Origin of the sequence: Mycobacterium sp. pUA109 (genome assembly GCF_041287095.1) — a bacterium.
Taxonomy (GTDB): Bacteria; Actinomycetota; Actinomycetes; order Mycobacteriales; family Mycobacteriaceae; genus Mycobacterium.
The window spans coordinates 23,123-35,587 of the sequence record NZ_JBGGKS010000001.1 but is presented as its reverse complement, the minus strand read 5'-3'; the positions used below and the strand labels follow the sequence as shown (position 1 = coordinate 35,587).

Genomic DNA, 12,465 nt, shown 5'->3' with positions numbered 1-12,465 from the left:
CACGTCATGGCTTTACCGGCGTCATTGTGACATCCGGGTTGCGGTCAGCGACGCGCACGCTACGACGGATGCCGAGGATCGGCGAGTCCCGGTACCCGGTTAGCCAGCACCGTCAACACCAGAAAGCATGCAGCGGTGAGCTAGTCCACTCGGGTGGCATGTACCACCCAGATCGGGAGGTGTACTCGGTGGTTTTCCAGCAGGGGTTCCATCATGCGAATCCGTTCTTCCCAGGGTCTGATCAGTTCCGCGTCCTGGGGCCGGTTAGACGCCGCCAGCGCGTCGTACATATGCGCGAAAACCTCGGGGCTGAAAATGGATTGGTAGGTGGCCGTGCCGAGATACTCGATGCGCCACCCTGCTGTCGGCAGTACCCGCTCAAAATTCTCTACCGCCACACCCTCCAACTGCAGCCCGTTGATGTTGCCGCGTCCGTCTTCGAACATGAACAGCCGCGCGCCCGGTTTGGTAGCGCGGTGTAAAGCCTGGGCGTACCGCGTCTGCAGTTCGTCATCGCCGTCGAATACGTGGTAGCAGGCGACGTCCACGACGGTGTCGAATTGATCCTCAAACCCGGCGAGTTCGGTGACGTCACCCACCTGGAAGTTGACCTCAACTCCGGCTCGCTCGGCGTTGCGCCGGGCCCGTTCGATCGCTGTCGGCGATTCGTCAATGCCGGTCGCGGAGTAGCCTTTTGAGGCATAGTAGATCGCGTGATGCCCGGGTCCGGTGCCCGGGTCGAGCACCTTGCCGCGCAACGCACCGTAGGCGACCAGTTGCTGCACCACCGGCTGGGGCCCACCGATATCCCAGGGAGCCAATGCGGGCGACTCCTGCGTGGACCGCGCGCCGCGATAGAGGCTGTCGAAGTCGGCGTCGCCGCTCATAGCGCTGCGTTCTCCTAAGGTTGTGTGGTGGATGGGGAATTCGCGCCTGCCCGGGTCCGACAGATTTATGCGCTGCCAGCGCACTTCTCACGCTACCGTGTGCGTAGCTCGTCCAGCACCGAGCGCAGCACCAACGGCGCAAGTAGCGCGATGAACTGATACGTTGGCTGGCATTGTGCGGCTCTCCGTCCTTGACTTGGTGCCAGTGCGCACCGACCAGTCCACCTCGGACGCGTTGGCGGCCACGGTACGCCTTGCCCAAACCGCTGAACGGTGCGGCTATGCCCGCTACTGGGTCGCCGAACATCACAACATCCCGTCGGTCGGCGCGACCAGCCCACCGGTGCTGATTGCCCACCTGGCTGCGAATACCTCGCAATTGCGGTTGGGTTCCGGTGGGATGATGCTGCCGAATCACGCGCCCTTGGCGGTGGCCGAGCAGTTCGCGCTGCTGGAAGCTGCCGCCCCGGGGCGCATCGACCTGGGTATCGGCCGCGCACCCGGTGCGGACCCGGTGACGTCGATGGTGTTGCGCGGATGGAACGGACGCGACACCGCGGCCATCGAGCAAGATCTGGCGAACTTCCCCGAGTACCTCGACGATGTGGTGATGTTGCTGGGCACCCCCGGCGTCCGCGTGCAACTGCTCAACACCGAGTATGTGCTGCGGGCCACCCCAGCGGCAGCTTCCGGGCCGCGGGTGTGGCTGTTGGGATCGTCGGTCTATTCGGCACAGCTGGCTGCGGCCAAGGGGCTGCCCTACGCGTTTGCCCACCATCTTTTCGGTGAGGGAACCGAGGAGGCGCTCGCGCTATATCGGTCGCAATTCGTGCCCAGCGACCTGGCCGCCGAGCCGATGACATTGGTGACGGTCAATGCCGTGGTGGCCGACACCCGACAGCAGGCAACGGCACTGATGCTGCCTCATCTGCACATGGTGGCCCGGCTTCAGACCGGGGAACCGCTGGGGCCGCTGAATCTGGTCGAGGACGCCGAGGCGGCAACCCTGCCACCGCAGCAGCAACGCGTCGCGGACGAGGAACTTAATCGCGCGGTGGTAGGAACCCCCGCCGAGGCCGCCAGCCAAATGCGGGCACTGGCCGACCGATTCGGCGTCGAGGAGGTCATGGTTAATCCGGTCGCTTCGGCCCGTTTGGGCGCGGATCCGGATAGCGCTCCGGAGCGGGAGGCGACGTTGGAGCGGTTGGCGGAAGCGCTGGTCTGAAACACCGGCCGTAGTCGCTGATCGCCAGGTCGGCCGCGCACCCTACACCCGAGCCCGGTTTCGAGGCGGCGCTTGTCAGGACGTTAGCAGGAAGCCAGCAGCCAATGAACAGTCGGTGTGTCAGGTGAACAGTCGGTGTCCCCGGTAGCGACGGGCGAATCCGAGCCCCTAGCGTCGCAACCGGAAATCTCGTAACACGATGTAATTCCTGACGATGTTGACGCAAGTAGGTTGTTGAGGAGGACAGCAGATGTCATTTGTGACGGCACAGCCGGATGCGCTCGCCGCGGTGGCCGGCCATCTAGCGGGTCTCGGCTCGGCGATGGCCGCCCACAATGCCGCCGCAGCGGCCCCGACCACCGGGGTGATTCCCGCGGCCGCAGACGAGGTGTCGGCGTTGACCGCCGCGCAGTTCGCCGCCCACGCGCAGATGTATCAGACGGTCAGCGCGCAGGCGGCGGCCATTCACGAGATGTTCGTGAACACACTGCACACCAGCGCCGGCTCCTACGCGGCCACCGAGGTCGCCAACGCAGCCGCGGCCAGCTAGGCACCCGGAGGACTGCAATGGATTTCGGAGCGTTACCGCCGGAAATCAATTCTGCCCGAATGTATTCGGGCCCCGGCTCGGGTCCAATGATGGCTGCTGCGGCGGCCTGGAATCAGGTGGCCGCCGAGCTGCATTCCGCGGCTACGTCGTACGGGACGGCCATTACCCGACTGAGCAGTGAGGAGTGGCAGGGTCCAGCGTCGGCGTCGATGGCGCAAGCGGCGGCTCCGTACGTGGCCTGGATGAACACCAGCGGTGCGCAGGCCGAGCAGGCGGCCAGCCAGGCCAGGGTCGCGGCGGCCGCCTACGAGCACGCGTACGCGATGACGGTGCCCCCGTCGGCGGTTGCGGCCAACCGGGCCCAGCTGATGCATCTGGTGCAGACGGATGTGATGGGGGAGAACATCCCAGCCATTCAGGCCGCCGAGGCGCAGTACGGGGAGATGTGGGCTCAGGACGCCGCCGCAATGTACGGCTATGCCGGACATTCGGCGGTGGCCACCCAAATGAAACCGTTCACGCCACCGCCGCAGACCACCAATCCTGCGGGGTCCGCGGCTCAGGGCGCCGCGGTTGCCCATGCCACCGGCAGTGCGGCCGCCAGCAAGACGCTGGCGACCACACCGCAAGCGCTCCAAATGCTTGCGGCGCCAGCATCGTCCACGGCATCACAAAGCGGGACATCCTCGTCAGGCCTGTCCAGCATCTTCAACAACCCCGCGCTCAAGGAGTTCCACAGCGGCTACGCGAACTGGATCCACAGCGTCAACGCCGGCATGCGCGGTATCTGTGCGGTGTGGCGTGGCACCAGTTCAGCGCAAAAACAATTCGACTTTATGTCCAAGGCCGCCGGTGGTGCCGCCAAGGCCGCAGAATCGGTAGCCCCGCCTGCCGCGATACCCAATCTCGGTGGCGTGGGCGGCGGGGGACTCTCGGTGGCATTGGGTCAGGCGAACTCGGTGGGCGGGAAGTTGTCGGTGCCGCCGGTTTGGGCGCCACCGGCCCCGGTTGCCGAGGCGATCGGGCCGGTGTCGGGCGGCACCTGGCAGACAGTGGGCCCCACTGGCCTGTTGGGGGAGGCGCCATTGAGTGCCGCGCCGGGTGCGCCCGGAATGCCGGGGGTCGCTGGGCCGGCCGGTCTGTCGGGCATGGGCGCACGAGCCGGGGCCAGTGGCTTACCACCCCGATACGGACTCAAACCCATTGTGATGCCACGACCTCCGTTTGCGGGTTGATGCAACGACTGGCCATGACGGCTCCGGGCCGGGTGACCAATTTCGGGTGTGATGCTGGTCTGTTGGTGAGCACAGCGGCCAGCCGTCGAGGAGGGGATTGAGTGCTTGATTTCGGGGCATTGCCGCCGGAAATCAATTCGGGGCGCATGTATATCGGTCCGGGAGCCGCGCCGATGCTGGCTGCCGCCGCGGCCTGGGATGGGCTGGCCAGCGATTTGGGTACAACCGCGGCTTCCTACGGTATGGCGGTTACCGGGCTGACCGACGGTCCGTGGCTGGGGCCGGCGTCGCTGTCGATGCTGGCTGCGGCCGCACCGTATGTGGCGTGGCTCGGTGCCACCGCCGGCCAGGTTGAGCAAGCGGCCATCCAGGCCAAGTTGGCTGCCGCCGCCTACGAGGCCGCCTTCGCGATGACGGTGCCCCCGCCGGTGATCGCCGCCAACCGCGCGTTGTTGCTGTCGCTGATCGCCACCAACTTTTTCGGTCAGAACACCCCGGCGATCGCGGCCACCGAGGCGCACTACGCCGAGATGTGGGCTCAAGACGCTACTGCGATGTACGGCTACGCGGGACATTCGGCGGCTGCCTCGCAAGTGCAGCCCTTCGCGTCCCCGCCGCACACCACCAACCCGGGCGGGATGGCCGGACAGGCCGCCGCGGTCGGTCACGCCACCGGCACAACCCCCGGGTCTTCGCTGACACCGCCGCCGTCGACAGCGCCGCACCTGAGTTCGACGGTGCCGCACACGCTGCAAGTGCTCGCGCAGCCGACCTCACCGGCGTCGTCCACAACACCTACGCCGCCCACCCCGGGTACGACGCCCGCAGCACCGGGTGTTTCGGGCGTTCTGAACGCTTGGCAGTTCGTGAACAGCTACACCGGCGGCGCCACCATGCACAGCCTGTGCGCGGTTTTGCGAGGTACCGACGATGTCATCGGCGATGGCCGACCGGTGCTCAGCAAGCTTGCCGAGATGGCCGGCAAACCCGCCGGCGGGGCCGCCAAGGCGCTGGGTGCCGCACCCACCCTGGCACCGAGCATCGCCGGTGGCGGCGGTCTGCCGGTGACCGCGGGGATGGGGCAAGCGGCCCAGATCGGTGGGGTGGCGGTGCCGCCAGGTTTCCCCGGAACCGGCCCGGGGGTGGGGCCCGCCGCGGCGGCAATGGAGGCGGAAGCGGTCGCGGCCGAGGACACCGCTGCCGCCAGGGAAGCCGCTGCGGTCACCGAAGTCGACGAAGCATTGGCAGGCGCACCGGGATTACCCGGCACACCGGGCCGGGCCGGCTATAGTCTCAGATTCGTTCCGCGCTACGGCTACCGCCAGAAGGTGATGCCCCGCCCACCCGGCGGCGGATGAGCGGGGGCCCATCCTTAATTCATCCGGACCCTCGCGAGGAGGGCGAGACCGCCTGTTTAACGCGCACGTCATATTGTTGCCGGCATGGGCCTGCCCGACGACGTCTATGCGCAGTTATTGCAGCTGCGGACCAAATTGCGTGGCTTCGAGCGGTGGAGCGCCGAACAGGCCCTATCGGTCGGGCTGACACCCATGCAGCACCAGTTGCTGCTTGCCGTCCGCGGCCACCCCGATCAGCGCGGGCCAACGATCGGCGATGTCGCCGATTATCTGCTGCTGCGGCATCACAGTGCGGGCGAGCTGGCGGGGCGGGCCGAGGCGGTTGGCCTAGTCCGGCGCGTTCGTGACAATCACGACCATCGGGTGACCCGGTTGGAGCTCACTGATCTGGGCCGCGAACGTCTGGAAGGACTCACGGCCGCACATTTCGAAGAACTGCAACGCCTCACTATCGCGCCGCTCTTACCGTAAGAATCTCGGACCCGCTCGTCATTCCACGTTCGCCAGCGGCGAGGTGACAGCGCACGCCCATCACAGAATTCCATGCGTCGCGTCAGTAACCGCAGCCTTGGCGCCATGAAACTCGCGAGAACGATTGGGCCATCGGGAATTCCACGTTCGGGAAAGCGCCATGCCGCCGCCGGTCAGCAGAATCGATCACAACCTGGTCTCCACGTGTGCTGGCAACTAGCTGACAAGCATGTTCAACCGCCGTTCACGGGTCGTTGGCTGTTGCCACCCTTGGATTGGTCTTTAATGGGGCCGATGCGGACCGATCAGTGTGCGCCGACCACATCTATCAGTGCGGCGCGGCGCTGGTTGATGCTGGCGGTCACGCTGGCGGTCACGTCGTGTTCTTTCCTGTTCATCAACTGCGGTGTCTTCTTGATCCCGGCGTTGCAGACCGACCGCCACACTTCGCTGGCGGCGGCCGGTCTGCTCTCGGCGATGCCCAGCTTCGGCATGGTGGTGACGCTGGTGGCCTGGGGTTATCTGGTGGACCGGCTCGGTGAACGGATGGTGCTGACCGCGGGCTCGTCGCTTACCGCGGTGGCGGCCTTTGTCGCGGCGCCGCTGCATTCGCTGGTGGGGATCGGCGCGCTGCTGTTTTTGGGTGGGATGGCCGCCGCGAGCTGCAATACCGCCGGCGGTCGGCTGGTGTCTGGCTGGTTTCCGGCGCATCAGCGCGGCCTGGCGATGGGAATCCGCCAGACCGCGCAGCCGCTGGGTGTCGCGATCGGTGCGGTGGCGATGCCCGAGCTGACCGAGATCGAGAACGGTTTTTTCGCGGCGTTGTTGTATCCGGCGATCGCGTGCGCGGTGGCTGCGCTGGCCGCCTTCATCTTCTTGGCTGATCCGCCACGGCCGAAGCGGGCGGACGCCACCGAAGAGCAACTCGCTAACCCGTACCGGAAATCGACGGTGCTGCGCCGCATCCATCTGGCTTCGGCGCTGCTGATGGTGCCGCAATCGATGACCATCACGTTCATTCTGGTGTGGTTGATTGTTGACCATCACTGGTCGACCCCGGCGGCCAGTGCCCTGGTGACCGTCGCGCAACTGACCGGCGCGCTGGGCCGCATCGCAGTCGGCCGCTGGTCTGATCACGTTGACTCACGGCTGCGACCGAAGCGGTTCGTCGCGGTCGCCTGTTTCCTGGCGTTGCTGGTGTTGGCCCTCAACGATCACTTCGACTCTCCCCTCGCCGAGACCGCCATGGTTGTCGCATCCGTGATCGCGGTCGGCTACAACGGGTTGGCGGCCACCGCGATCACCGAGTACGCCGGGCCGTTCTGGAGCGGGCGCGCACTCGGCGTCCAAAACACCTTCCAACGTTTGACGGCCGCAATCACACCACCCGCGTTCGGTGCACTGATCACCGCAGCCGGTTATCCGCTGGCGTTCGCGGTCTGCGCACTATTCCCGCTGGCCGCGATACCGCTGGTGCCGACCAACGACGAACGCTCCAACTGAGTTCGGCTCCGTTACTTACGATTCCGAATGCCGCCGCGACAGCCAGCTGACCGCCCGGCCCAGGATGATCAGCACCAGCACGAACACGATCAACAACAACGCCGCGTCGTAGGACAGCGCCCGAGCCGACGCCGACGGCAAGTTGTAAAACGTCCAGATCGGATAGGTCAGGTAACCGACCGGGGAGTCGGTGAGTTTTCCGGTCGGCGCCGACGTCGACCAGCCCGCGGTGTAGAGCAGCGGTGCGGTCTCGCCCACCGCCAGGGCGAGTGCCACCAGCATGCCGGTGACGATGCCGGGTATCGCCGCCTTGAGCACCACCTTGCGCAGCGTCCAGCCCAGCGGCAGCCCCAGCGCCTCGGCGCCCTCCCGGTAGGAGGTCGGCACCTGGGACAGCGCGGACTCGGTGGCCTTGGTGATGTAGGGGATGCTCATCACCGACAACGTCAACACGCCGGCGGCCAGCGAGAACCCCCAGTGGAAATACACCACCAGGGCCACGTAGCCGACGTAGCCGAGCACGATCGACGGGATACCGGAGAGCACCTCATAGGCGCCGCGCAGCACGGACCGTGTTCGGCCGGTGGCGAATTCGGACAGATAGATTCCGGTCAGCACGCTCACGGTGCCCCCGAGCAGCAGCACGCCCAGACCGACCACCACGGTGCCGATGATGGCGTTGCGTAACCCGCCGCCGTTGCCCTGGGTGTTGGTGACCAGCACATTCCAGTGGAAGACCGGCACGGCGCGGCTGACCACCCCGATCAGCATCCACAACGTCGGACCGATCACCACCACCAGGCAACACAAACATGCCGACCAGGCCAGCGCGTTCACGATCTTGCGGCGGGCCGCGACCGAGCTCATCTCACACCCCCCGTCCGACCGGCAGCGCGGTGCCCGACGTCCGGCGCACCAGGGCGCGCGCGGCCATGTTGGTCAGCAACGTGATCAGCATCAGCACCAAAGAAACCTCGGCGAGGGTCTTCACCGCGAACCCGGTGAAGTCGGTGAACGCCGAATCCAGTTGGGAGACCACGGTGGCGGCGATGGTGGTCATCGCCGAGTAGATGCTGGTGGGCATCGCGCCCAACGCGGCGCCGGACACCATCGCCACGGCCATGGTCTCGCCGAGCGCTCGGCCGAGACCCAGCACCACCGCACCGATGATGCCGCTGGACACCCACGGCAGCGTGACCCGCCGGGCACACTCCCAGTCCGACATGCCCAGCGCGATCGCGCCCTCGCGGGGCAGCACCGGCACCTGTTGGATCAAATCGCGGGTGGTGCTGGCGATGATCGGGATGATCATCACGGCCAACACCAGGCCGGACACCAGCATGCCTTCGCCGTTACCGGTGTCGCCCCGGAAGTAGCTCAGGATCGGCACATCGGGGGCGTGGCGGGCGATCAGCGGGGCGACGTCGTGGGCGATGACCGGGCCGAAGGTGATCGCCCCCCACAGTCCGACGATGACGCTGGGAATGCCGGCCAGCAATTCCAGCGTCATCCCGACCGCCCCCGCGAGACGTTTCGGCAGCCGCTGCGCGAGCACCAGCGCCGCCCCGATCGACACCGGAACCGCGATGATCAGGGCGATCGCCGAGGTCGCCAGGGTCCCGACGATCAGCGGCAACGCCCCGTAGTCGACGCCGACGGGATGTTCGACGCCGCGGGTGACGACGGAGTCGCCGTAGGTGTTGCCCGGGTTCCACGCGGTGTGGGAGAAGAACTGCAGCCCGTTGAGTTTGATCGCGGGCAGCGCCTCCAGGAACAGCGTGACCAACACGAATATCAACGCGAGCAACGGGACGACCGCGCTGGCCCCGCCCAGCCAGCGGATGGCCAGACCGGGGCGGCCCCCCGCCCGGAGACGGCCCGGCACGCGCCGGGCGACGGTCGCGTCGCCCGGCGCCTGCGCCGTCATCGGGTGCGTCCTCGGCTGTGCATCCCGATCAGCCGGTGATCTTGGCGATCTGGTCGGTGGACAGCTTCGCGACCGGCTCCGGCAACGGCTGGAAGTGGACCTTGTCTAAGAACGTGGGCTTGTTGCCGTCGGTGATGGCCCAGTGCAGGAACGCCTGCACGGTCTGTGCGGTGGCGGCGTCCTTTTGCTGGCTGTTGACGATCGCGTACTCGTAGTTGACGATCGGGTAGCCGTCCGGCGCGTCCCCGTTGATCAGCGAGACCGCTTGGTTGGCCGGGGTTTTCGAGGCGAAGCCGGCGGCGGCGGCCTGGATGCTTTGGGCGTCGGGCAGCAGGTATTTCCCGGCCGCGTTGGCCAACTGGGCCTCGCCCAGCCCCTTCTGGGTGGCCTGGTCCAGGAAGCTGATCCCGATGTAGGCCACGCAGCCCGGGGTGTCGGCGCACGCGGTCACCATGCCGCCGTTGCCGTTCTCGCCCAGCGCGCCGGGCACGTCGGGGAAGGCGACGGTGGTGCCGAAGCCCGGTGACTTGCCCCAGCCGTCGGGATCCTGTTTGGACAGGTATTGGGTGAACAGGAAGGTGTCCCCGGACCCGTCGGAGCGGTGCAGCGGCACCACCGGGGTGTCCGGCAGGTTCACCCCCGGGTTGAGGCCGGCGATCTGCGGGTCGTTCCAGGTTTTGACCTTGCCCTCATACATGGCGGCCAGCACCTTGCCGTCGAGTTTGACGTGCTCGGTGAGCCCGGGCAGGTTGTAGTTGATCTGCTGGGCCGAAATCGCCAGCGCGATGTTCATCAGCCCCTTGTGCTCCTTCATGTCCCCTTCGGACAGGTAGGCGTCGGAGGCACCGATGTCCACCGCACCGGCGGCGGCCTGGGAGATCCCGGTACCCGATCCGGTGCCCTGGGCGGTGACGGTGACGTTGGGGTACTGCTGGCGGTAGGCCGAACCCCACTCGTTGAACAGCGGGTAGAGCAGGGTGCTGCCGGTTTCCGACAACGTGATCTGCGACGTCGCGGGTGTCGTGGCGACCGGACCGCCGGTGGCCTCCGGGTTCGACGAACCCTCGTTGGAGTTCGAACCGCAGGCTGCTGCGGCCAGAACCAGTGGCGCGGTGGCCGACATGGCCAATAGCGCACGCATACGAACCTTCACGTGCCCCACCTTTCTCTTGATTTCCTATTCGCTGCTGACGTTCGGTGAGCCCGCGGTCGGTCGAAACGGGGCGAAGTAGCGGACGGTTTCCTCATGCTTCGGGGAGGAGAACAACTGCTCGGTGGGCCCCTCTTCGATCAGCTTGCCGTCGAAGAAGAAGGCCGTGCGGTCGGCGATGCGGGCGGCCTGGGCGAGGTCGTGGGTCACCATGATCACGGTCAGCCGGCTGGTGAGCGAGGCGATGAGCTGTTCGATCTTCTCGGTGGTGGTCGGGTCCAGCGCGGAGGTGGGCTCATCGAGCAGCAGGACCTTCGGGTTCACCGCCAGCGCCCGGGCCAGGCACAGCAACTGCTGCTGGCCGCCGGATAACCGGAATGGGGAATCGCTGAGCCGATCCTTGACCGCGTTCCACAGCCCCACCTCGGTGAGTCGAGCCTCGGCGACGTTCTTGAATTCCTTGCGCGGCACCATCTTGTGGGCGCGCACACCGGCAATCACATTGTCTCTGATCGACATCGGGAACGGATTAGGGCGCTGAAACAGCATGCCGATACTGCGGCGAAACTCCATCAGGTCGCGGACATTGAAAATGCTGTGCCCGCCCAATAAGACCTCGCCGCTGTGCCGGTATCCGGACACTTTGTCGTTCATCCGATTCAGGGTGCGCAGTAACGTCGTCTTGCCCGAACCGGTAGGCCCGAGCATGGCGGTGACCGCCCGTCCGGGGAACTCGAGATTCACCTGTTCGAGCACGGTTTTAGCGCCGAAACCCAGGGTAAGATCCACCGCCGACATGGCCGGGGCATCGCCGGTTTCGGTATCGGGCTGTTCGGGATGCATTACCGCCATGCTACTTCTTGCGCCGTCCTTCCCATCACGGTTCGCGGCGCCGCTTCGTCAAGCACCGCAAGAATCTTCGTTGTGACCGCGGACATCGTTACTTCTCGCCGGTGATCTTGGCGATTTGGTCGGTGGACAGCTTCGCGACCGGCGCCGGCAACGGCTGCAGGTGCACCTTGTCTAAGAACGTGGGCTTGTTGCCCTCGGTGATGGCCCAGTGCAAAAACGCCTGCACGGTCTGCGCGGTGGCGGCATCCGGTTGTTGGCTGTTGACGATGGCGTATTCGTAGTTGACGATCGGGTAGCCGTCCGGCGCGGAGCCGCCGATCAACGAGATCGCTTGGTTGGCCGGGGTTTTGGCGGCGAAGCCAGCCGCTGCAGCCGCAATGCTCTTAGCGGTGGGGAGCAGATAGCGGCTGGCGGCGTTGCCCAGCCTGGCCTCGCCCAGCCCATTTTGGTCGGTGGCGTCGAGGGAGGAGAGGCTGATGTAGGCGACGCAGCCGGGGGTGGCGGCGCAGCCGGTCACCATGCCGCCGTCGCCGGTTTCGGACAGCGCGCCGGGCACGTCGGGGAACGCGACGGTGGTACCGAACCCCGGTGATTTGCCCCAGCCGTCGGGATCCTGGCTGGACAGGTACTGGGTGAATAAGAAGGTGTCCCCGGACCCGTCGGAGCGGTGCAGCGGCACCACCGGGGTGGCGGGCAGCGGCACCGACGGATTGAGGGCAGCGATCTTCGGGTCGTTCCAGGTTTTGATCTTGCCCTGATACATGGCGGCCAGCACCTTGCCGTTGAGTTGCAGGTGCTGGTGGACGCCGGGCAGGTTGTAGTTGACCTGCTGTGCGGAGATGGCCAGCGCGATGTTCATCAGCCCGGGGTGCTCTTTGATGTCGCCTTCGGACAGGTAGGCGTCGGACGCGCCAATATTGACGGCACCGGCAACCACTTGGGAGATCCCGGCCCCCGAACCGCTGCCCTGAGTGGTGACGGTGACGTTGGGGTACTGCTGGCGATAGGCCGCGCCCCACTCGCTGAACAGGGGATAGAGCAGGGTGCTGCCGGTCTCCGACAGCGTGATCTGCGATGTCGCCGGCGTGGTGGCGACCGGACCGCCGGTGGCCGCCGGGTTCGACGAACCCTCGGTTGAGTTCGAACCGCAGGCGGCCAGAACCAGTGGCGCGGTGGCCGAGAGGGCCAACAACGCACGCACACGAACCTTCACGCCGGCCCCTTAGTCAGTATCGCGATTAGCTACGGATGCTACTTCGTTACGCCGTGCCAGGAGCGTTACTTCGGCCAGGTGAGGTACCTGTCGA

At 66.4% G+C, this 12,465-nt stretch carries 12 protein-coding genes; 6 read left to right on the top strand and 6 right to left on the bottom strand.

What is annotated here, in order from left to right:
* Positions 1-140: 140 nt before the first annotated feature.
* Positions 141-887: a class I SAM-dependent methyltransferase gene (locus tag ACAG26_RS00165; RefSeq protein WP_370477881.1), complete on the bottom strand. Its 747-nt coding sequence runs from the start codon at positions 885-887 to the stop codon at positions 141-143.
* 175 nt (positions 888-1,062) lie between these two features.
* On the opposite strand from ACAG26_RS00165, the gene ACAG26_RS00160 reads away from it, so the two are divergent.
* From ACAG26_RS00160 to ACAG26_RS00135, 6 genes are all read left to right on the top strand, one after another.
* The gene (locus tag ACAG26_RS00160; RefSeq protein ID WP_370478767.1) at positions 1,063-2,112 is read left to right on the top strand and encodes an LLM class flavin-dependent oxidoreductase; all 1,050 of its coding nucleotides are present in this window, start codon (positions 1,063-1,065) and stop codon (positions 2,110-2,112) included.
* Between the two features lie 250 nt (positions 2,113-2,362).
* The gene (locus tag ACAG26_RS00155; protein ID WP_370477878.1) at positions 2,363-2,662 is read left to right on the top strand and encodes a PE family protein; all 300 of its coding nucleotides are present in this window, start codon (positions 2,363-2,365) and stop codon (positions 2,660-2,662) included.
* Positions 2,663-2,679: 17 nt separating this feature from the next.
* Positions 2,680-3,897, top strand: a complete 1,218-nt coding sequence (locus ACAG26_RS00150; RefSeq protein ID WP_370477876.1) for a PPE family protein — start codon at positions 2,680-2,682, stop codon at positions 3,895-3,897.
* Positions 3,898-3,998: 101 nt separating this feature from the next.
* Positions 3,999-5,255 carry a PPE family protein gene (locus tag ACAG26_RS00145; protein WP_370477873.1) on the top strand — a complete coding sequence of 419 codons (1,257 nt, stop codon included), beginning with the start codon at positions 3,999-4,001 and terminating at the stop codon, positions 5,253-5,255.
* Positions 5,256-5,339: 84 nt separating this feature from the next.
* Positions 5,340-5,726 carry a MarR family winged helix-turn-helix transcriptional regulator gene (locus ACAG26_RS00140; RefSeq protein ID WP_370477870.1) on the top strand — a complete coding sequence of 129 codons (387 nt, stop codon included), beginning with the start codon at positions 5,340-5,342 and terminating at the stop codon, positions 5,724-5,726.
* Positions 5,727-6,020: 294 nt separating this feature from the next.
* Entirely contained in the window at positions 6,021-7,229 is a 1,209-nt protein-coding gene (locus tag ACAG26_RS00135; protein ID WP_370477867.1) for an MFS transporter, read from the top strand.
* A gap of 15 nt (positions 7,230-7,244) precedes the next feature.
* On the opposite strand, the gene pstA is transcribed toward ACAG26_RS00135, so the two are convergent.
* The 5 genes from pstA to pstS (ACAG26_RS00110) form a co-directional block, all read right to left on the bottom strand.
* Positions 7,245-8,096, bottom strand: a complete 852-nt coding sequence (pstA, locus tag ACAG26_RS00130) for a phosphate ABC transporter permease PstA (RefSeq protein ID WP_370477861.1) — start codon at positions 8,094-8,096, stop codon at positions 7,245-7,247.
* 1 nt (position 8,097) lies between these two features.
* Positions 8,098-9,156: a phosphate ABC transporter permease subunit PstC gene (gene pstC / locus ACAG26_RS00125; RefSeq protein WP_370477857.1), complete on the bottom strand. Its 1,059-nt coding sequence runs from the start codon at positions 9,154-9,156 to the stop codon at positions 8,098-8,100.
* A 28-nt stretch (positions 9,157-9,184) separates the two neighbouring features.
* Positions 9,185-10,297, bottom strand: a complete 1,113-nt coding sequence (pstS, locus tag ACAG26_RS00120) for a phosphate ABC transporter substrate-binding protein PstS (protein WP_370478765.1) — start codon at positions 10,295-10,297, stop codon at positions 9,185-9,187.
* A gap of 36 nt (positions 10,298-10,333) precedes the next feature.
* Positions 10,334-11,158: an ATP-binding cassette domain-containing protein gene (locus ACAG26_RS00115; RefSeq protein WP_370477854.1), complete on the bottom strand. Its 825-nt coding sequence runs from the start codon at positions 11,156-11,158 to the stop codon at positions 10,334-10,336.
* 88 nt (positions 11,159-11,246) lie between these two features.
* Entirely contained in the window at positions 11,247-12,371 is a 1,125-nt protein-coding gene (gene pstS / locus ACAG26_RS00110; protein ID WP_370477852.1) for a phosphate ABC transporter substrate-binding protein PstS, read from the bottom strand.
* Positions 12,372-12,465 lie beyond the last annotated feature (94 nt).